Origin of the sequence: Streptococcus sp. HMSC073D05 (assembly GCF_001812015.1) — a bacterium.
Classification (GTDB): Bacteria; Bacillota; Bacilli; order Lactobacillales; family Streptococcaceae; genus Streptococcus; species Streptococcus parasanguinis_D.
Genome location: NZ_KV807481.1, coordinates 43827 through 63933, shown reverse-complemented (window position 1 = coordinate 63933; position 20107 = coordinate 43827). Strand labels below are relative to the sequence as shown.

Annotated in this window: 17 protein-coding genes; 13 read left to right on the top strand and 4 right to left on the bottom strand. The window is 43.3% G+C overall.

Features of this window, described 5'->3' with window-relative positions:
• Window positions 1–25: 25 nt before the first annotated feature.
• Together HMPREF2832_RS00580 and HMPREF2832_RS00575 are read right to left on the bottom strand one after the other, a co-directional pair.
• The gene (locus HMPREF2832_RS00580; RefSeq protein ID WP_070505244.1) at window positions 26–703 is read right to left on the bottom strand and encodes a DUF1129 domain-containing protein; all 678 of its coding nucleotides are present in this window, start codon (window positions 701–703) and stop codon (window positions 26–28) included.
• A gap of 27 nt (window positions 704–730) precedes the next feature.
• On the bottom strand, window positions 731–1675 hold the full coding sequence (locus HMPREF2832_RS00575) for a magnesium transporter CorA family protein (RefSeq protein WP_003005422.1): 945 nt from the start codon (window positions 1673–1675) through the stop codon (window positions 731–733).
• A 121-nt stretch (window positions 1676–1796) separates the two neighbouring features.
• Between HMPREF2832_RS00575 and uvrA the strand changes: the two genes are divergently transcribed.
• The 7 genes from uvrA (at window position 1797) to nusB (ending at window position 9417) form a co-directional block, all read left to right on the top strand.
• Window positions 1797–4622, top strand: coding sequence for an excinuclease ABC subunit UvrA (uvrA, locus tag HMPREF2832_RS00570; RefSeq protein ID WP_070505243.1), 2826 nt, complete (start codon window positions 1797–1799; stop codon window positions 4620–4622).
• A complete protein-coding gene (locus HMPREF2832_RS00565; protein WP_070505242.1) occupies window positions 4619–5686 on the top strand; it encodes a M24 family metallopeptidase in 1068 nt (355 codons plus the stop codon). Before uvrA ends, HMPREF2832_RS00565 begins: the two co-directional genes overlap by 4 nt.
• A 56-nt stretch (window positions 5687–5742) precedes the next feature.
• Window positions 5743–6726, top strand: coding sequence for a TIM44-like domain-containing protein (locus HMPREF2832_RS00560; protein ID WP_061590913.1), 984 nt, complete (start codon window positions 5743–5745; stop codon window positions 6724–6726).
• An 8-nt stretch (window positions 6727–6734) separates the two neighbouring features.
• The gene (locus HMPREF2832_RS00555) at window positions 6735–7841 is read left to right on the top strand and encodes an SPFH domain-containing protein (RefSeq protein ID WP_061590914.1); all 1107 of its coding nucleotides are present in this window, start codon (window positions 6735–6737) and stop codon (window positions 7839–7841) included.
• A gap of 165 nt (window positions 7842–8006) precedes the next feature.
• A complete protein-coding gene (gene efp / locus HMPREF2832_RS00550) occupies window positions 8007–8567 on the top strand; it encodes an elongation factor P (RefSeq protein ID WP_003005479.1) in 561 nt (186 codons plus the stop codon).
• A gap of 36 nt (window positions 8568–8603) precedes the next feature.
• Window positions 8604–8993 (top strand): Asp23/Gls24 family envelope stress response protein, encoded by a 390-nt coding sequence (locus HMPREF2832_RS00545; RefSeq protein WP_003005404.1) that lies wholly within the window; start codon window positions 8604–8606, stop codon window positions 8991–8993.
• Window positions 8986–9417, top strand: coding sequence for a transcription antitermination factor NusB (nusB, locus tag HMPREF2832_RS00540; RefSeq protein WP_003008602.1), 432 nt, complete (start codon window positions 8986–8988; stop codon window positions 9415–9417). Before HMPREF2832_RS00545 ends, nusB begins: the two co-directional genes overlap by 8 nt.
• Before the next feature lie 70 nt (window positions 9418–9487).
• On the opposite strand, the gene HMPREF2832_RS00535 is transcribed toward nusB, so the two are convergent.
• Both HMPREF2832_RS00535 and HMPREF2832_RS00530 read right to left on the bottom strand, forming a co-directional pair.
• The gene (locus tag HMPREF2832_RS00535; RefSeq protein WP_024055083.1) at window positions 9488–10453 is read right to left on the bottom strand and encodes a LacI family DNA-binding transcriptional regulator; all 966 of its coding nucleotides are present in this window, start codon (window positions 10451–10453) and stop codon (window positions 9488–9490) included.
• Entirely contained in the window at window positions 10434–11888 is a 1455-nt protein-coding gene (locus tag HMPREF2832_RS00530) for a sucrose-6-phosphate hydrolase (RefSeq protein WP_070505241.1), read from the bottom strand. The genes HMPREF2832_RS00535 and HMPREF2832_RS00530 overlap by 20 nt, the downstream gene beginning before the upstream one ends.
• A 379-nt stretch (window positions 11889–12267) precedes the next feature.
• Here HMPREF2832_RS00530 and HMPREF2832_RS00525 point away from each other — a divergent pair, with 379 nt between their 5' ends.
• From HMPREF2832_RS00525 to HMPREF2832_RS00500, 6 genes are all read left to right on the top strand, one after another.
• A complete protein-coding gene (locus HMPREF2832_RS00525) occupies window positions 12268–14187 on the top strand; it encodes a sucrose-specific PTS transporter subunit IIBC (RefSeq protein WP_070505240.1) in 1920 nt (639 codons plus the stop codon).
• 158 nt (window positions 14188–14345) lie between these two features.
• Window positions 14346–15245 carry a fructokinase ScrK gene (gene scrK / locus HMPREF2832_RS00520; RefSeq protein ID WP_070505239.1) on the top strand — a complete coding sequence of 300 codons (900 nt, stop codon included), beginning with the start codon at window positions 14346–14348 and terminating at the stop codon, window positions 15243–15245.
• 246 nt (window positions 15246–15491) lie between these two features.
• A complete protein-coding gene (locus tag HMPREF2832_RS00515; protein ID WP_070505238.1) occupies window positions 15492–15902 on the top strand; it encodes a peptide deformylase in 411 nt (136 codons plus the stop codon).
• Between the two features lie 135 nt (window positions 15903–16037).
• Window positions 16038–16484 carry a MarR family winged helix-turn-helix transcriptional regulator gene (locus tag HMPREF2832_RS00510; RefSeq protein WP_070505237.1) on the top strand — a complete coding sequence of 149 codons (447 nt, stop codon included), beginning with the start codon at window positions 16038–16040 and terminating at the stop codon, window positions 16482–16484.
• On the top strand, window positions 16481–18283 hold the full coding sequence (locus tag HMPREF2832_RS00505; RefSeq protein ID WP_070505236.1) for an ABC transporter ATP-binding protein: 1803 nt from the start codon (window positions 16481–16483) through the stop codon (window positions 18281–18283). Before HMPREF2832_RS00510 ends, HMPREF2832_RS00505 begins: the two co-directional genes overlap by 4 nt.
• Window positions 18276–20036 (top strand): ABC transporter ATP-binding protein, encoded by a 1761-nt coding sequence (locus HMPREF2832_RS00500; protein ID WP_070505235.1) that lies wholly within the window; start codon window positions 18276–18278, stop codon window positions 20034–20036. The genes HMPREF2832_RS00505 and HMPREF2832_RS00500 overlap by 8 nt, the downstream gene beginning before the upstream one ends.
• Window positions 20037–20107 lie beyond the last annotated feature (71 nt).

Below are 20107 nucleotides of genomic sequence, written 5' to 3'. Positions count from 1 at the left end.
GGATGAAAACTTCATCCGTTTCTTTTTAACGTCGAGTTGCGGGTGCTGTGCTCGAACTTTTAATATTAAAGCGTTTCTTGAGGTAGAAGCGAAGGACAAGCGCTAGAGCTCCTAAAACGATGGCAAAAACATCTGGAATAGTTGGGTTGAGAACTTGTGGGAGTAAGGAAGTAAAGGACAAGACAATGACCCAAAGGAACATGACTCCAACAAGAATCGGCATGGATTTCCAAAGAGAGGGACGCTCACTGCGATCTTTTGTGCCATCCATATACTGATAGAAGAAGTAGTACATGAGATACAAGAGCAGGGCCCCTGTCAAACTTCCAAGAATCAAGGTGATCACCCCATAGCCAGTACGACGCGGTGCGACCAAGTTCATGAAGGCACTAATCGCAGCAAAGACACCAAAGATAAAGAGGAAGGAATCCAAAATCATGAGAGAGGGAGCATCGTTTAATTTCGGATGCTCTTTTTCATAGCGTTCTTTCTCGCTGAAAGAGTTCGCCCATACAGTTGGAGCTCCAAAAAGGGTCCGTGCCGGAATTCCTTTTCCTTGGTTTTCATGGATAGCTGGAAGAATTTCTTGGATGAGGCTTTCTGCTTCTTCCTCTGTCTTTCCGTTTTCAAGCAATTGGTGTTTGGCGATCCGGATAAATTCTTGATTTTTCTTACTAAGTTGATGAAGGTCGGTGTGAGACATAGTTACTCCTTTGATGTACAAGTTTGGTTAGAACCATTTTTTATGGATGAGGTAGACGACGAGAGACCCGGTCAGGGCAAAGGCGATGAAAATAATCAGCCAGAAGGCATGGGGTTCGCCGTTGAGCGGAAGCTCATTGTCCTTGAAGTTCATCCCATAGGCCGAAAAGATCATGGTTGGAATGGACATGACAATGGTGACGAGGGCCAGGGTCTTCATGATGTTGTTCTGGTTGTTGGAGATGATCGATGCGAAGGTATCGGTCATAGAGTGGAGAATGTTTCCATAAATATCTGCCATCTCGATGGCCTGCTGGGTTTCGATCAAGGTATCTTCCAACAGATCCTCGTCTTCTAGGTATTTCTTGATGTTACTAGTAGCACTGGTCAATTTCTTGATCACGCGCTCATTGGTTTTTAGAGAGGCCTTAAAGTAGACGATGGTTTTTTCCAACTCCATCAACTCAATCAGCTCTTCATTACGCGTTGATTTGTGGAGTTGACTTTCAATCTGTTCGCTTTTACGATCCAAGGTACGAAGCGCTGACAAGTAGAGTTCAGCGTTGCGATAGAGGATCTGAAAGATAAAGCGCGATCGCATAAAGGTATAGAAATTCCGCAAGCGTCGGTTGATAAAGATATCTAGAAGTGGCAATTTCTCCAAGCAAGTCGTGATAATAGCCTCTTCTGTCAGGATAATCCCTAGCGGAATGGTCACGTAGTAGGTCTGATTGTTCCGCTCTTCCTTAATGGGGACGTCGACGATAATCAAGGTATACTCATCTTCGATGGTCATACGGGACATTTCTTCCGCATCGAGTGGGGCCCGCAAGTCTGCAATATCAATATTAAAAGCAGAGGCGATTTCCATCGATTCACTTTGAGAAGGGTTAACAAGGTTGATCCAGCTACCGGGTTCCAGCGTCTCTATTTCTTTAAATTCAGTCGTTGTCGATAAAAAGACCTGTTTCATGGTGCCTCCCCTTGTTTTTTTACACCTTAACATTATATCAGAAAAAGGACGGTTTTGGATAAAAGAATACTAAAAAATTTGTTATAATGGAGGTTAACAAAAAGGTGATTAGAGTAAGAACATGCAAGATAAAATTGTCATTCATGGGGCACGCGCCCATAATTTAAAAAATATAGACGTGGAAATTCCACGGGACAAATTGGTCGTGGTGACGGGGTTGTCTGGTTCTGGAAAATCCAGTCTGGCCTTTGATACCCTCTATGCAGAAGGTCAGCGTCGCTACGTGGAGAGCTTATCGGCCTATGCCCGGCAGTTCTTGGGAAATATGGAAAAACCAGATGTGGACTCCATTGACGGCTTGAGTCCAGCTATTTCCATCGACCAAAAAACAACCAGTAAAAACCCCCGTTCTACAGTGGGGACGGCAACAGAGATCAATGACTACCTGCGCTTGCTCTATGCGCGTGTAGGGACGCCTTATTGTATCAATGGGCATGGAGCGATTACAGCTTCTTCGGTTGAGCAAATTGTCGATCAAGTCTTAGAATTACCAGAGCGCCAACGCCTGCAAATTCTAGCCCCTATTATTCGCAAGAAAAAAGGCCAGCACAAGAATATCATTGAAAAGGTGCAAAAAGACGGCTATGTCCGGGTGCGGGTCGATGGTGAGATCTATGATGTGACAGAGGTTCCAGAACTGTCTAAAAGCAAGCAGCACACGATTGAAGTAGTTGTGGACCGAATCGTGATCAAAGAGGGCATTCGCTCGCGGCTCTTTGATTCGATTGAAGCAGCTCTTCGAATTGCGGATGGTTATGTGGTGATTGATACCATGGATGGCAAGGAGCTACTCTTTTCGGAGCATTATGCTTGTCCAGTCTGTGGCTTTACCGTTTCTGAATTAGAGCCCCGCCTCTTTTCTTTCAATGCGCCGTTTGGATCTTGTCCAGACTGTGATGGGCTAGGTATTAAGCTAGAGGTGGACTTGGATTTGGTGGTGCCAGATGATCGCTTAACCCTTCGTGAAGGAGCGCTTGCTCCTTGGAATCCGATCTCTTCCAACTACTATCCACAGATGTTGGAGCAGGCCATGATCCATTTTGGCGTTGATATGGACCAGCCGTTTTCCGATCTTTCTCAAGAAGAAAAGGACTTGGTCCTCTATGGGTCAAATGGCAAGGAATTCCACTTCCACTATGAAAATGAATTTGGTGGAGTTCGGGATATCGAGATTCCTTTTGAAGGGGTCGTAAACAATATTCACCGTCGTTTCCGTGAGACCAATAGTGATTTCACCCGCAACCAAATGCGCTCTTATATGAACGAATTGACCTGTGCGACCTGCCATGGCTACCGTCTCAATGACCAGGCTCTCTCTGTTCGTGTCGGAGGAGAAAAGGGGATGCATATCGGGGAGGTGTCAGATCTATCGATTGCGGACCACTTAAAAGCCGTGGACCAGCTGGTCTTAACGGACAATGAAGCTACGATTGCAAGACCGATCCTAAAAGAGATTAAGGATCGCTTGACCTTCTTAAACAATGTGGGGCTCAATTACTTGACCCTGTCACGATCGGCTGGGACCTTATCAGGTGGAGAAAGCCAGCGCATTCGTTTGGCAACCCAGATCGGTTCCAACCTCTCAGGTGTCCTTTATATCTTGGATGAGCCGTCTATCGGCCTCCATCAAAGGGACAATGACCGCCTGATTGCCAGTCTCAAGAAGATGCGCGATTTAGGCAATACCTTGATCGTCGTCGAACACGATGAGGATACCATGAGAGAGGCAGACTATCTGATCGACGTCGGCCCAGGTGCCGGTGTCTTTGGGGGAGAGATCGTTGCGGCTGGAACTCCAAAGCAGGTGGCTGGCAATAGCAAATCCATCACCGGTCAGTACTTGTCCGGTAAACGCAAGATTCCGGTTCCAACAGAGCGCCGTTCGGGGAATGGCCGTTCTATTGAAATTACAGGGGCCAGTGAGAACAACTTACAAGACATCACAGCACGCTTTCCTCTGGGCAAATTCATCGCAGTCACTGGAGTTTCCGGTTCTGGAAAATCGACCTTGATCAATGGCATCTTGAAAAAAGCCATCGCTCAAAAACTCAACCGCAATTCGGAAAAACCAGGGAAATACAAGACCATTCAGGGGATTGAGCATATCGATCGCTTGATCGACATTGATCAAAGCCCGATTGGTCGGACTCCTCGTTCCAATCCAGCGACCTATACAGGCGTCTTCGATGACATTCGCGATCTCTTTGCTCAGACCAATGAAGCCAAAATTCGGGGCTATAAAAAAGGCCGCTTTAGTTTCAATGTCAAGGGTGGGCGTTGTGAAGCCTGCTCAGGAGATGGGATCATCAAGATTGAAATGCACTTCTTGCCAGATGTCTTTGTCCCTTGTGAGGTTTGTCATGGGCGTCGCTACAATAGTGAGACCCTCGAAGTCCACTACAAGGAAAAAAATATCGCAGAAGTGCTGGATATGACGGTCAACAAGGCAGTTGAATTCTTCAAGCACATTCCAAAAATTGAACGCAAACTCAAGACCATCCAAGATGTGGGCTTGGGCTATGTAACGCTAGGGCAACCTGCAACGACTCTATCAGGAGGGGAAGCGCAACGGATGAAGTTGGCTTCTGAATTGCACAAGCGCTCTACAGGGAAATCCTTCTATATCTTGGATGAACCTACGACCGGACTCCATACCGAAGACATTTCTCGCTTGATCAAAGTCTTAGAGCGATTTGTGGATGATGGCAATACGGTCCTTGTGATTGAGCACAATTTGGATGTCATTAAGACCGCAGACCATATCATCGATTTAGGACCAGAAGGTGGTGTCGGTGGTGGAACCATTATTGCGACCGGAACACCAGAGGAAGTAGCAGCAAATCCTGCTAGCTACACAGGACAATATTTGAAAGGAAAATTACAATGAATCAACGGATCAGCAACTTAAGAAACAAAATGAAAGCCCAAAACCTCAAAGCGGTATTGATTAACAATTTGAAAAACGTTTATTATTTGACCAATTTTTGGGGTTCAAACGGGACTGCTTTGGTGACAGAAGAACGTGTGGTCCTCTTTACAGATTCGCGCTACACCATCCATGCCCATGCGACTTGTTTCCCCTTTGTAGAGATTGTGGAAACCCGCGATGAGTTGACTGCAGCTGCAGAGATCGTTAAGGACCTTGGAATCAAAGAACTTGGTTTTGAGGACGAAGTGACGGTGGCCTACCATGCCCGCATGGCTTCTGTTTTCAATAGCATTAGCCTTCAATCCCTAGCGAACTTTGTGATGGAATTGCGCTTGATTAAAGATGAAACGGAGATTGCGGCCATTAAAAAAGCTTGTAGCATCTCTGACCAAGCCTTCCATGATATTTTGGATTATATCAAGGTAGGGCAAACGACAGAGTTGGAAGCAGCGACTTTCCTCGATTTTAGAATGCGGGAGTTGGGAGCTTCTGGTGTATCTTTTGATATTATTTCAGCAGCTGGTGAACGCTCTGCCATGCCTCACGCGACTCCAAGTGATCGGGTCATTTCAGCAGGAGATGCCTTGACCCTTGATTTTGGTTGCTTGTATGACCACTATGTCAGTGATATGACACGGACTATCTATGCAGGACATGTCAGCGACAAGGAAAGAGAAATTTACGAAACCGTTTTGAAAGCCAATCAAGCCTTGATTGATGCGGCTAAAGATGGACTTGGCTTCCGTGATTTTGATAAAATCCCACGTGATGTGATCGAAAGAGCCGGCTATGGTCAATACTTTACTCATGGAATCGGTCATGGAATTGGGCTAGATATCCACGAAGAGCCATACTTCAGCCAAACGTCTAAAGAAGCGATTCAAGCAGGGATGGTCTTAACAGATGAGCCAGGTATTTATATTGAAGGTCTCTCTGGTGTGCGGATCGAAGATGACCTCTTGATCACAGAAAAAGGCTGTGAAGTCTTGACCCTTGCTCCTAAAGAATTGATTGTCCTATAAAATAGACAGTATTTTCTTAACCCCTGTGTAACAAACAAAGATAAGAAAAGAGGCCTATGAAAAAACGAAGTGTAATAGTTGGAATTCTTCTAGTAGTCTTGCTATTTGTATTTGCTCCTTCTGCCCATGCTGGTGTCGGTAATACAGATAGTGGTGGCAGTAGCTTGATTGATTCAGGTGGTGGTAGCAGTTGGTCCGATAGTGGCAGTAGCTGGTCCGATGGCGGAAGTAGTTGGTCTGGTGGCAGCAGTTGGTCTGGCGGATCCAGTAGCTACAGTTCTGGTTCTGGAACAGACTCAGGTGGTGTAGTAGCAATTTTTGCTATCGTTGGATTGATTGGATTTGTCTATAATATTGCAAAAGAAGCTAATGAAAGTGATGAATCATTTTCTTCAAACAGTGGTCCAAAACGGACAACCGAAGAACGGGCTGGTCGACCAATTGAGAACAACTATGAAGCGATTCGCCGTATCCGTAAACTGGATCCAATGTTTGATGAAGACCGCTTCTTATCGCAAGTCAAGCTGGTTTATCTTCAATTGCAGTCTGCCTGGACAGAAAAAGATTGGAATTCCGTGCGGAATCTAGAAAGTACGAGTCTTTATGAGCAACACTTGACACAGTTGCAAGAGCATATTCGCGCCAAAACAACCAATGTTCTTGAGCGCGTGCGTGTGGAAGATTCGAAGATCAAAGACTTTATCGAAAATCCAGAAGGCAATGACCGCATCGAAGTCATTCTGTCATCGACGATGAGAGATTACATCCGAAGTGATGAAACGGGTCGTGTGATCGAAGGGGATCCAACCAAAGATCTCTTTACCGTTTACCGCATGGTCTTCCTCCGTGAACATGGAGCTCAGACAGAGATCATTAAGAATTCAGAAGTCGTTAGTGATCATTGTCCGAACTGTGGTGCGCCATTGACGATTGATTCAATCGACAAGTGTGAATATTGCCAAGCATCCTTGAAGCACAATCCAAAAGATTGGGTCTTGGATGTCTACGAAGTTGTGGATGAAATTGAATTCTACAGATAGGAGAATGTATGGGATTTATTAAAGCAGCCCTTTCAGCGGGCATTTCAAGTTTTCAAGATAGTAAATTTAAGGAAGCCATTACCTTGCCAGAAGCTGTTCCAGCAACAGCTTTGGCCATTAAGGGACAGCTCTTGACCAAAGATCCAGATGGGCGCTCTCGCCAGAGCAACCAAAATACGGGCCTATTGACAGATGGTTCTGTCGTCATCGTTCCCCAAGGCTATGTTGCTCTCTTGGTCAATAATGGAACTTTTCTAGGAGACCTTCTAGAAGCAGGGAGTCACGAATGGCAAGCCGGTGAAAATGCCTGGTTGTTTGAAAAGGGTGGTGTGAAAGGAACGTGGGATCAGTTCAAGAATCGTTTCTCATTTGGAGGCCAAGTGGTCACCCAACAAGAAATTATTTTTGTGCGGATGCAACCTTTTACAGGAAATAAATTTGGCACTCAAAATCCAGTTGAGTACTTTAGCGACCGTTACCAACAACTTCTTAGCATTCGTTTTTATGGTCTTTATGATGTTAAAGTAGCAGATCCTGTACTCTTTTACATCAGTGCAGTCAGTCGCCAAATCACTACAGATAAGCCATTTACCTTAGAAGATGTGGCTCAGGGAACCTTGCGCCAAAACCTGGCTCCAAAAATTGCAGTGGCCATTTCAAAATATACAGCAGAAAATAAGGCGGATATTTACAATATCAATGCGGACCAAGACGTCTTCAATGAAGTTGCAAAACGCGAAGTCAACAAAACTTGGACAGAATTATATGGTATCGAATTAACCAATGTCCTCATCGAAGATTTGAGCTACGATGCAGACAGTATGGCTAAGGTCAATAAACTGGACAGTGAATTGGCAGCGATGAAGTACAATACCATTGAAATCGAAGAACGTCGTGCTCGCAATGAAGCCTTGGTCGCAGCTGCTAAAAATGAAGGTGGCAATGGTATGAACATGATCATGGGGATGAACTTGGGTCAAGCCCTTGGCAATGACCTTCAAAAACAAGCCTCTCCAGCTCAAGACAAGCCACATACCTTCTACATTGAAGTAGATGGAAAGTATGTCCATGTCACCAAAGATGCTGATGGCAATATTGTGCCTGTGGACCAATAAGGAATAGTGAAGCTGGAGTTGGAGGTATAGAGATTCTAAGGACTCGTTCTTGCAATCGCTCTCCACCTTCTAGCCTTCCTAAAAAGAGAAAATTGCTGTTTGAGAAAAATCAAATAGTGTGTTACAATAAAGAGTAATCTATTTTTAAAAAAGAGGTAATAAAACATGATCGAAGCAAGTAAATTGAAAGCTGGTATGACTTTTGAAACAGCTGACGGAAAATTGATCCGCGTTTTGGAAGCTAGCCACCACAAACCAGGTAAAGGAAACACTATCATGCGTATGAAATTGCGTGATGTCCGTACTGGTTCAACATTTGATACTAGCTACCGTCCAGAAGAAAAATTTGAACAAGCGATTATCGAAACTGTTCCAGCTCAATACTTGTACAAAATGGATGATACAGCCTACTTCATGAACACGGAAACATATGACCAATATGAAATTCCAGTTGTGAACGTAGAACAAGAATTGCTTTACATCCTTGAAAACTCAGAAGTAAAAATTCAATTCTACGGAAGCGAAGTCATCGGTGTAACAGTCCCTACAACTGTTGAATTAACTGTTGCAGAAACTCAACCATCTATCAAAGGTGCTACAGTGACTGGTTCTGGTAAACCTGCTACAATGGAAACTGGTTTGGTCGTAAACGTTCCTGATTTCATCGAAGCTGGACAAAAATTGGTCATTAACACTACTGAAGGAACTTACGTTTCTCGTGCATAAGAGACATCTCAGGGTGTCAAATAGAAAGGAACTTCTATGGCAACTGAACAATTTGGTGACATCGTTATTGCACCACGTGTATTAGAAAAAATTATTGCGATTGCGACAGCAAAAGTAGAGGGTGTCTATTCGCTTGAAAACAAGAGTGTTTCAGATAGCTTATCCAAACGCTCCCTTGGACGTGGCGTCTACCTTCATACAGAAGAAGATGGTCAAGTTTCAGTAGACATCTATCTCTATTTAGAATACGGAGTGGCTGTACCATCTGTCGCTGTAGCCATTCAAAAAGCGGTCAAGTCTGCAGTTTATGATATGGCAGATGTAACCTTGGATGCTGTCAACATTCACGTTGTTGGTATCGCAACGGAAAAATCTCCAAAACCAGACTTGAAAGATTTGTTTAATGAGGACTTCCTCAATGACTGATGAAATTTTATTAGAATCACGTCGAGATTTGCGTGAGCGCGCCTTCCAAGCCTTGATGGCCTTGGAATACGATGGAGACATTGTTGAAGCTTGTCGTTTTGCTTATCTACATGATAAGGACCTAGCAGAAGACAAAGAAGTCGATCTTCCTGCCTTTCTCATGAATCTCGTGACGGGTGTCTACCAATCCAAAGATCAACTGGACCAGCAAATCGGTCAACATTTGAAAACCGGCTGGACTGTTGAGCGCTTGACCTTGGTAGAGAAAAACATCCTTCGTCTGGGAATTTACGAAATGACAGAGTTTGATACACCACAGATCGTCGCAGTCAATGAAGCGGTGGAATTGGCCAAGGCCTTTTCAGATGAAACCTCTTCACGATTTGTCAACGGTGTCCTCAGTCAATTTGTGACAGAAGAATAATTAAAAAAGAGCCGATGGCTCTTTTTTTGTGAAAAATATCCCCACAGTTTCTACTGAGGGGATACTGCTTTTAGACACTTTTTCCAGAGTGGAGACTAACGGGCAAGAAATAACCGGTAGTCGCTACTTTTTTTCCTTCGATCTTTTGGAGTAAAAGATCCACCATGAGGATAGCAATGTCTTCGAGGGGTTGTTGGATGGTTGTCAGTTCAGGTGTATAGGTCTCAATGAACTGGGTTCCATCATAACCAATCACTTTCAAATCCTGGGGAATCTGAATATCTAATTCTCTAGCGACTTTCATGATCAAGATCGCCGTCAAATCATCGGAGGCGAAAATGGCATCTGGTTTGTGGTGGGTTAAAATCTGTTTGATTTCCATTTCTTTGCGAATAGGGGAGAAATCACTGGAAACATTAATGATCATGGACTCAGGTAGAACCGATGCAAACCCCGCATGACGCAAGCCTGTTGGGGAGTTGGAGTTGTCATTCCCTGTGATCATGATAATCTTTCGGGCTCCGGTTTTTACTAAAGTTTCTGCTGCAAGCACCCCGCCAGCGTAGTTGTCTGAAGAGACAACCGGAATTTCTGGGGAGAGGTTGCGGTCAAAAGCAATGATAGGAGCAGTTACCCGGTTGTAATCTTCAATGCCCAAATTATGACTTCCTGAAATGATGCCATCTACCTGGTTAGCCTCCAACATCTCAATATATTCGCGCTCTTTTTCGGAGTCGTGTTCACTATTGCAGATGATGGTTTTATAGCCGTGTTTGAAGAGTTGGTGCTCTAGTTTGTCGATTAATTCAGCATAGAAAACATTGCTGATGTTGGGAAAGATCAAGCCGACTAACTTGGCTGATTTTCCTTGGAGGCTACGAGCAACATTGTTAGGTTTATAGCCCAATTCTCGCATGGCTTCTTGGACTTTTTGGATCGTTTTTTCAGACAGGTATCCTTTTTTATTGATGACCCGTGAGACAGTAGTAGGGCTGACACCGGCGAGTTTGGCGACATCAGTTAGCTTTGCGACCATAATCAAGTTCGTAGTAAGTTCCAGTAGGGTTTCCAGACTTGATCAATATTCCATTTTGATCCGCATGTGGGTAGACCCGACCAGAAAATACTTTTTCTCCTTTATTGATAAAGATTTCAAAAATTGAATTGTCAATGAAAATATTAGCGGTTGTGGCTTGGTTAGCGATTGGGCAGCTACGGCTCGTACCGAATTCTTGGGCATATTGCTCACCTGCCTGGCTACGATCGACTGTGACTAATCCCTTAGAGAGATCGAATGAGAGAGCTAAGCCCTTTCCTTCTGCATCGGCAAAGAGGACGATTTCGTTCTGGCTATCCTTTTCAAACTGCAATTCCAATTCATAGCAGTTCTTGGTTTGTGCCTTGTTGGCAAATTCCTCACTCTCAGCGCGCAAGTCCTTGATGGCTTCGACTGGGTATTGGTAGAGTTTTCCGTCTTTGATGGTTAATTCTTTGACCAGTGAGAGAGCTCCTTGGTAGTCATAGGAATCCGTTGGATAAGAAACGTCTGGAAGACCTAGCCAGCTAACAGCATAGGCACGTCCATCGGGAGCATTAAATCCTTGAGTCGCATAGGCTTCAAAACCATAGTCGAGATTATGCAATTCAGATACATCAACCATTTTGGCCTTTTCTGGATCAAAGCTTGCCCCGATCTTGTACATATTTGGATAGATATTGTCATAATCGAGAACGGATTTATCTAAGCCTTGAGGACAGTAGAGGAGAACGGGTTGGTCTCCAACAAAGACTAGGTTGGGACATTCCATCATATAAGCTGTCCGATCGTTTGCAAAATCCAAATCACCGACTGCAACCCAGTTGGTATAGTCGTTATCTACAGCCTTATAGAGACGGATGAATCCTTTTTTCTCAAGGTCTTGACCACCAACGATAGCATAGTATTGACCCTTGAAATTAAAAATCTGTGGGTCACGGAAGTGATCCGTAGAGTCAGCCGGTTGATCAATCAAGATTTTGTCAATTTTTTCGATCTTTCCGTCCTTGTCCATCAAAGCACCGACTTGGTAAGGATGACGAACCCATTCTGCATCACGAACATTTCCAGTGTAGAATAGGAATAGTTTGTCACCAAACTGCATGGCTGATCCGGAATAAGCTCCATGGCTATCCAGATCTGTGTCTGGAAGAAGCGTTACACCAGTTTCTTTGAAATGAACCAAGTCTTCACTTTCTGTTTGTACCCATGATTTTAACCCATGGGCTGCACCAAATGGGAAATTTTGGTAAAACAAGATCCATTTTCCATCAAAGTAGGAAAAACCGTTAGGATCATTTAAGAGACCAGCTTTTGGCTCTACATGATAATGTGTATGCCAAGGAGATTTCGCCATGTTTTCTTGGATGGCTTGCTTTTCTTCTTTTGTCCAGTCTTCGTAACGTCTGTAACGACGTTCAGTTGTCCATTCCATTTTATTCCTCCGAATTTTTTCTTACTTCCATAGTACCGATTTCCTATTAAAAATGCAAGCGATAAATGAAAAAAACGGCAAAAAATGTCAAACGATTGACATCTATTTTGTAGCTTGAAGAAAAGAGGAGAAGTTGGAAATCTATGAAAAAATGAAAGAAAATGAAAATAAAAGACTGGTTTAAAGTGCTAAAAAGCGTAGTATAGGCCTGTCTTAAAATGAAAATAGTTTCATGCTATCAAAATGTGTCAAAAAGTCCAAAAAAGTTTCAAAAAAATCCTGCAAAACGGTTGACATATTTTCAATACGTGGTACAATTAAAAACGTAGAGGCGGGTGAACCGTTTTCAAAACAATAAAAAATAAGGAGATTTTTGCAAATGTCAAATACAGAAATTGCAAAAAAAGTCATAGATGCAATCGGTGGGGTTGAGAACGTTAGCAGTGTTGCTCACTGTGCGACTCGTCTTCGCGTGATGGTAAAAGATGAATCAAAAATCAACAAAGATGTTGTTGAGAACATTGAAAAAGTACAAGGTGCTTTCTTTAACTCAGGTCAATACCAAATCATCTTTGGTACTGGTACTGTAAACAAGATCTATGATGAAGTAGTAGCTCTTGGCTTACCAACATCATCAAAAGATGAAATGAAAGCTGAAGCTGCTAAACAAGGAAACTGGTTCCAACGTGCGATCCGTACCTTTGGAGACGTTTTTGTGCCAATTTTACCAGCGATCGTTGCAACTGGATTGTTTATGGGGATTCGCGGTGCTATTGCTCAAGACCAGGTTTTGGCTTTGTTTGGTACAACAGCAGACGCATTTAAATCTACTGATTTTTATACATATTCAACAATTTTAACTGATACCGCGTTTGCCTTCTTCCCAGCCTTGATTTCATGGTCTGCGTTCCGAGTATTCGGAGGAAATCCTGTTCTTGGGATTGTAATTGGTTTGATGATGGTTAGTCCGACACTTCCAAATGCGTGGGTTGTAGCGGAAGATCCTTCTAAAGCAGCAACATACTTTGGTATCTTCCATCATGTGGTTGGATTCCAGAACTCAGTTCTTCCCGCTTTCTTCGTTGGTCTAATTGGTGCGAAACTTGAAAAGTGGCTCCATAAGAAAATTCCAGATGTCTTAGATTTGTTATTGGTTCCATTATTCACATTAACAATCATGTCATTCCTCGCTTTGTTTATTATTGGTCCATTCTTCCACAGCATTGAAGAATATGTACTGAATGCAACTAAGTTTATTTTAAATTTACCATTCGGACTTGCAGGGCTTCTTATCGGTGGGGTTCATCAGTTGATTGTCGTTACTGGCGTCCATCATATCTTTAATCTTCTTGAATCACAATTAATTACTGCAGATAAAAAAGATCCATTTAATGCAATCATTACAGCAGCTATGACTGCGCAAGCTGGTGCTACTTTAGCAGTGGCAGTAAAATCTAAATCTCAAAAAGTGAAAGCTTTAGCATTCCCAGCAACTATTTCTGCTTTGCTAGGTATTACTGAGCCTGCAATCTTCGGGGTGAACTTGCGTTATGTGAAACCATTCGTTATTGCTTTGGGAGCAGGTGCTGTAGGTGGTTGGATTGCATCTATGTTAAATCTGGCTGGTACAGGATTTGGTATTACAATTATTCCAGGTACACTTCTCTATCTAAATGGTCAATTATTGAAATATGTATTTATGGTTGTATTTACAACTGCACTAAGTTTCGGTTTGACTTATATGTTTGGTTATGAAGATGAAGCTTCATCAGTTCCTGCAGAGGACAAAGAAGCTGGTGCAATTATTGAAGAAGAAACAACTGGAGTTATTCCAGCATCTCTTCAAGACGAAACCATCATCTCTCCTATCGTTGGTAGTGCTGTAGCACTTGCTGATGTGAATGATCCTGTCTTCTCAAGTGGAGCGATGGGACAAGGGATTGCTATCAAGCCAACTGAAGGCGTTGTCTATGCACCAGCAGATGCGGAAGTAACTATTGCTTTTGCGACTGGACATGCTTACGGTTTGAAAACAGCTAATGGTGCTGAAATCTTGATCCACGTTGGGATTGATACAGTATCAATGAATGGTGAAGGATTTGATCAAAAAGTAGCTCAAGGCGATAAAGTCAAAGCTGGTGAAGTCCTTGGTACATTTGATGCAGCGAAAATTGCCGCAGCTGGTCTTGAAGACACAACTATGGTGATCGTCACTAACACAGCTGACTTTGCTTCTGTCACACCTGTTGCAACTGGATCTGTTGCGAAGGGTGATGCGATCATCGAAGTCAAAGCTTAATCGAAAAATAAGTTCTCAAGGACTGGTCTATCATCTCCAGTCCTTGAATTTTATTTCTCAAAAAAAGTGTGTTTTTTCTTTAGAGAAGAGAAAAAGATTGACTACAAAATATGCTATAATAAATACAGGATATTTTTCATAATAAAAAAGGAGCCAACATGACAAAATTATATGGAAGTTTGGAAGCTGGCGGTACAAAATTTGTTTGTGCAGTTGGTGATGAAAACTATAATGTTGTGGAAAAAGTACAATTTCCAACAACCAAGCCAATTGAGACGATTGATAAGTGTATTGAATTTTTCTCAAAATTTGAGGATCTAGTTGGGCTTGCGATTGGATCATTTGGACCAATTGATATCGATCCAAATTCAAACACTTATGGTTTCATCACAACGACTCCAAAACCAAATTGGGCCAATGTAGATATCGTTGGGGCTTTCCGACGTGCCTTGAATGTACCTATCTATTTCACGACAGATGTGAATAGTTCTGCCTATGGAGAAGTGGTCGCACGCAATAACGCGGGTGGTCATATCGAAAACTTGGTTTACTATACAATCGGAACAGGAATCGGAGCTGGTGTCATCCAACGTGGTGAGTTTATCGGGGGAGCTGGACACCCAGAAATGGGGCACTACTATGTGGCCCAACACCCAATGGATGTGGAAAAAGAATTCAAGGGTGTTTGTCCTTTCCACAATGGCTGTTTGGAAGGCTTTGCGGCTGGTCCTAGTCTGGAAGCTCGTACAGGTATTCGTGGGGAAAACATTGAACTCAACAGCAATGTATGGGATATTCAAGCCTACTACATCGCACAAGCAGCGGTGAATGCGACCGTTACCTTCCGCCCAGACGTCATTGTCTTTGGAGGAGGAGTAATGGCTCAACAACATATGTTAGATCGTGTTCGCACGAAATTTACTGCCCTCTTAAACGGTTACCTCCCTGTACCTGATGTGAGAGATTATATTGTGACACCTGCAGTTGCTGGCAATGGTTCAGCGACCTTGGGGAACTTTGTTCTTGCAAAAGAAGTGAGCGAGAAGTTTAAAAAATAAGTAGCAATTGTCTCTTAGAGGTTAGAAATAAGAGCGAGGAGGCTGGACAAAAGTCCTGGCCTCTCAATTGTTTTTGGATTGTCGAGCAAGACGCAGTGGCTGAGTGGGATATACTACGCTGATTTCATCAGCTTTTACAGCCTTACTCAACTGTGCGGAGGTGGGACAACGAAATCGAATTCTAACGAATTACCGATTTCTGTCCCACTCTCTTCTTTCGTCTACCTATCAAGAAGTGAGGAAGGAATGAAAAAGAATATTGTAAAAGATGTCTTATTCTTGGGTCAAAAGTCAGAAGAAGCGACACCTGAGGATCGCACCTTGGCTTTGGATTTGCAGGACACTTTAAATGCTCATCTCCTTGAGTGTGTGGGTTTAGCGGCTAATATGATCGGGGTGAAAAAACGGGCTATTATCATCCGAATGGGAAGTGAAAATTTGGTCCTGTTTAATCCTGTTCTCCTTGAAAAGAAAAAGCCTTACCAAACAGAAGAAGGATGCTTGTCCTTGGTGGGGAGTCGGCCGACCACTCGTTATGAGGAGATTTCAGTGGCCTATCGAGATGTGAATTGGAAAGCAAAAACAATTCAGTTGTCAGGTTTTCCAGCCCAGATCTGTCAGCACGAAATGGATCATCTAGAAGGCATTATTATCTAGAAGTCATTAATGGAGTCGATTGGGCTCCATTTTTTTAGTTCTTATAGAAACTTTTTTCTTGACAGGGATCTTTTTTGTGCTAAAATAGTTCTCATAGTAACTTTAAGGTTCTTAAGAGAACTATTTGGAGGAATGATGGAAAAGCCATTACAAGAATTAAAAAAAATTGGCCATCTCATTCACCTCATGGTGGAAAGAGAGGCTAAGAAGCGTGGGTTTGAATTTAGCGCAGGACCACAAGGTCAGGTATTGAGATTCTTATCTCATCGTGAAAAAGAGGGAAAAGTGACCTTGATTCGGGATGTTGAGCAGGAACTTCATATCTCAAAATCCGTGGCCAGTAGCCTGATCAAGCGAATGGAGAAAAATGGGTTTATTTATTTAGAGGCTAGTCCGACCGATAAACGGGCCAAGTATGTCTACCTAACAGACAGTGTGAAAGCCAATTTGAATGACATGAAGCAATTCTTTGAGGAAGTGGAGCAGAGTCTAGTAGCGGGTGTATCAGAAGAAGAATTGTCCACCTTTTTCAAGGTCATGCATCAATTTTATGAGAATATGAAAAAAAGGAGCGAGGAATGATCAATATGTTTCGGCGCTTAACCGCCAAAGAATGGAGCATGATTGCCCTTAGTACGGTCTTTATCTGTCTGGCAGTTTGGATGGATTTAAAGACCCCGGAATACTTATCCGATATTACGACCCTCTTAGCTAAGGAGGGGACCAAGGTTTCTGATATCATGGAGCCAGGGAGTAAGATGTTGCTCTTCTCTTTTGGAAGCTTTTTGATGGCAGTTTTTGTGGGCTTTCTAGCATCACGAGTCGCTGCCAGCTTTACGACGCGGCTTCGAGGAGAGATTTTCCACCAGGTGATGGATTACTCTGATGCCGAGATCAAGAAATTCTCCGTTCCCTCTCTCTTAACTCGTACAACCAATGATTTGACCCAGTTACAAATCATGATTGTCATGGGGATGCAAGTTGTGACGCGTGGTCCCATTATGGCGATTTGGGCCTTAACCAAGATTTGGGGGAAGAGCAGTGCCTGGACAACTTCTGTTGGGATTGCGGTCTTGATGGTCTTGATTCTTCTCTCTGTTCTGGTTCTTATTGCCTTTCCGCGCCAGCAAAAGGTTCAAGGCTTGACCGATGCCTTGAATGCGACGACACGGGAGAGTTTGACTGGGGTGCGGGTCGTTCGCGCCTACAATGCGGAAGCATATCAAAATGAGAAATTCCAGGCTGAAAACAAGGGCTTAACCCGTCTAAATCTCTTTGTTTATCGTTTGATGTCTCTGATGAACCCTGTTATGACAGTGGTATCAAGTGGCTTGACCCTTGCTATCTACTGGATTGGGGCGCACTTGATCAATGATATCACCATGCCAAAAGATCCTACAAAGATCCTCACCAGTCCTGCATTAGCGGATCGGACCAAGGTCTTCTCCGATATGATCACCTTCTCCTCTTACGCCATGCAGGTTGTCATTGGCTTTATGATGATGGTGGCCATCTTGATTATTCTGCCTCGTGCCTTAGTATCTGCAAAACGGATTAATCAGGTCTTGGCTCTTGAACCGTCTGTAGCCTTCCCAAGTGAGTCAAAAGAAAAATCAGACCAAGCAGGTACAGTAGAATTTCAAGATGTTTCCTTTAGATATGGACGGACTTCTCGTGCTGTGATTGAGCATGTGACCTTCTCAGCCCAAAAGGGACAAACTGTTGCCTTCATCGGGTCGACTGGTTCTGGTAAATCCACTTTGGTCAACTTAATTCCACGTTTTTACGATGCGACAGAAGGAAAGATCTTAGTGGATGGTGTCAATGTCAAGAATTATAGCCACCAAGAATTGAATAATAAAGTCGGCTATATCCCCCAAAAAGCTGTGCTCTTTAGCGGTACTATTCGCTCTAATATGGAATTTGGAGAAAGTAGTCAAGGAAAATTAGAGGATGAAGCCATCTGGAAAGCTCTTGAATTGGCCCAAGCCAAAGAGTTTGTTGCCACAAAAGAGAAGGGCTTGGATACAGAAGTAGCGCAAGGAGGAAGCAACTTCTCTGGCGGTCAACGTCAACGTTTGGCCATTGCGCGTGCCCTTGCACGTAAGCCCGAGATCCTCATCTTTGATGATTCCTTCTCAGCTCTGGATTACAAAACGGATCGTATCTTGCGACAAGCCCTGAAAGAAGAGCTGGCAGATACGACCAAATTGATCGTTGCCCAACGGATTTCGACCATTATGGATGCGGATTTGATTTTGGTCTTGGATCAAGGGAAGGTCGTCGGTCAAGGCACCCACAAAGAATTGCTTGCGACCAATGAAGTCTATCAAGAAATTGCCTATTCACAATTGTCTAAGGAGGAGTTGGAACATGCATAAAACAAAACAAGATTCGTCCCTTTGGAGACAACTTTCTCCCTATTTGAAGGGCTTCCACCTATTTTTCCTAGTTGCTATCCTCTTTTCAATCGTATCGAGTATTATCACGGTTATTGGACCGGATAAGTTAAAAGAAATCACGGATGCCATCACAAAAGGGATGGGAGGCGCCATTGATATTGACAAAATCACTTCGATTGCCCTGACCTTAGCCATCCTTTATGGAGTTGGAGCACTGGTGTCCTACAGCAGTAGTTTCATTATCTCAACAATGATTCAGCGCTTCGCAGAACGCTTGCGAAATGCCATCGCTGAAAAGATCAATCGTGTACCTCTCCAATATTTTGATAGCCATGAACAAGGAGATACCTTGTCTCGTGTGACCAATGACGTGGATTTGATGACCCAATCCTTTAACCAAAGTTTGGTTCAAATGGTCTCCTCTATCGTCTTATTGATTGGATCTATCTTTATGATGTTTAAGACGGACTGGCACTTAGCTGTCACAGCGATTGTATCCGTCTTTGCCGGCTTTGCTCTTTCCAGCATCATTATGGTCAAGAGTCAGCCTTTGTTTAAACAGCAACAAGATAATCTTGCCAAAGTTTCAGGCTATGTTGAAGAAATCTATAGTGGACATAATGTTGTTATTTCCTACAATGGTCGTCATCAAGCCAAAGATCATTTTGATGCCATCAACCAAGATCTGTACCATAGCATGTGGAAATCCCAATTCTTCTCTGGGATTATGATGCCCTTGATGCAGTTTGTAGGGAATTTTGGTTATGTCATGGTCTGTATCGTAGGGGCTGCCCTCACCATTAATGGAGATATTACCATTGGGACCATTGTGGCCTTTATGACCTATGTCCGTATCTTTACCCAACCAATTGGTCAAATGGCCCAAGGAATTACCCAATTACAATCAGCTAGTGCTGCTATGAGGCGTGTCTTTGAATTCTTAGACGAAGAAGAAATGGAAGACGAATCCCAAAAAACACGTCAATTGGAAGCGCCAAAAGGTCACGTCACCTTTGAACATGTTCGCTTTGGTTATTCAGCAGATAAGACTATTATCCATGACTTTACAGCTGAAGCGAAGCCAGGACAAAAGGTCGCTATTGTTGGTCCAACAGGTGCTGGTAAGACCACCATGGTCAATCTCTTGATGCGCTTTTACGACATTCAAGCTGGTAAAATTACCATCGATGGTGTGGATACTAAGGCCATGAGCCGTGAAGAAGTTCATGATGCCTTTTCGATGGTCTTGCAAGATACCTGGCTCTTTGAAGGGACTATTCGGGAAAACCTGGTCTTTAATCAAACCGATATTTCAGACGAAGCGGTCGAAGCGGCAACCCGAGCGGTTGGTGTCCATCACTTTATTCGGACCTTGCCGAATGGCTATGATACAGTATTAGATGATTCAGTAACCTTGTCCGTTGGTCAAAAGCAACTTTTGACCATTGCGCGTGCCCTCTTGAAGGATGCCCCGCTTCTTATCTTGGATGAAGCAACCTCATCTGTCGATACCCGTACAGAAGAGTTGATTCAAAAAGCCATGGACAAACTCATGGAAGGCCGAACTTCCTTTGTCATTGCCCATCGCTTGTCCACTATCCGTAATGCAGATCTGATTCTCGTGATGAAAGATGGAAATATTATCGAGCAAGGCAACCACCAAGAACTCATGAGCCAAAATGGCTTCTATGCTGATCTCTATAATAGCCAATTCACAGAAGAAGTAGCGTAACAACAAGATACAAAGGGCGTAACATATAAAGTGAAAAAAGAGAGTGAGACAGAAATCGGTAATTCGTTAGA